General features: G+C 37.8%; 1 protein-coding gene. It reads right to left on the bottom strand.

Annotated features, from left to right (window positions below; all coding sequences use genetic code 11):
* Positions 1-195 precede the first annotated feature (195 nt).
* Positions 196-1,326, bottom strand: a 1,131-nt coding sequence (locus BHE89_RS17395; protein ID WP_128860670.1) for a sugar transporter, incomplete at its 5' end; no start/stop codon positions are given.

Genomic DNA, 1,326 nt, shown 5'->3' with positions numbered 1-1,326 from the left:
CAGCATTGTTGTCGCAATAACTTCTGATATAATTGCCAACATTAGGTAAGTTAATCCATTCATTTTTTCGTCTTAATCCTATACAAAGTCAATTTTGTGAATTCTATCACAAGCGAGATTGAGGATATTTATCTACAACAAATAAAAAGGCACTCTTCTTATTGAATAAGTGCCTTTTACCGTGGAAATGCTTATTTAGTGTTGATGAAGTTGATTCTTTTCTCGGGGTTTTCCCCCCATAGAGACACGATAGCGGTTAAAAATAAAACCACACCAAATCACTGCAATAACACTTAATATTGTTCCTGCATAGCCAATGTTTGTCATTCCGGCATGTAAAATAACTTGATTACCAATCAATGCTCCGGCACCAATACCGATATTAAAAATGCCAGAATAAATAGACATAGCGATATCTGTTGCATCAGGGGCTAAATCAATCACTTTGACTTGCATTCCAAGACCAATGCACATAAAGCCGATCCCCCAAAATATAATCAGTATAATAAATGACGTTAAATTTTGGCTACTCATCATTAATAAGCTTAAACAAAATGTCAGCAAAATTAAGGCAAAGAACAAGAAAGATGTAGGCATTTTAGCATTATATCGACTAAACAAAACACTACCCACAATGCCTGCACCACCAAAAATAAGTAACACTAAGGTAGCAAAGTTTTGATCTAAATGTGCGATATCGACCACAAAAGGTTCGATATAACTATAAGCAGTAAAATGCGCAGTAACCGCGATCACTGTTAGCAGAAAAATGCCCATGAGTGGGCCACGTTTTAATAACACAGGTACACTTTTTAGTGATCCTGAATGCTCACTTGGTAACAGAGGTAAATAACGCATTAACGCAAACATGGTCAGTAAAGCTAAAACGCCAATTCCCATAAATGTTGCACGCCATCCTAACCACTGTCCAACTACACGGCCTAAAGGTAAACCAAGTACGGTTGCTAATGCAGTTCCTGTCGCTAATAAACCTAACGCCTGAGCGCGCTTACCAGCAGGTGCCACCCTAATAGCCAGTGATGCGGTAATAGACCAAAATACGGCATGAGAAAAAGCGACACCAATACGCCCTGCTAACAGCGATTTAAAATCCCATGCTACGCCAGATAAAATATGACTTAAAATAAAGAGCATAAATAAAATAATAAGTAACTTACGTCGCTCAACTTTACTCGTCATAATCATTAAAGGAAGAGACATTAAAGCAACAACCCAAGCATATATTGTGATCATTAAACCTGTTTGGGCAGGAAGCATATCGAAGCTTTCAGAAATATCACTTAGCAGTGCAACAGGAACAAACTC

This window comes from Shigella sp. FC1967, assembly GCF_001743005.1.
GTDB lineage: Bacteria > Pseudomonadota > Gammaproteobacteria > Enterobacterales > Enterobacteriaceae > Proteus.
The sequence above is the reverse complement of the archived record's forward strand: the minus strand, read 5'-3'. Positions and strand labels throughout refer to the sequence as shown.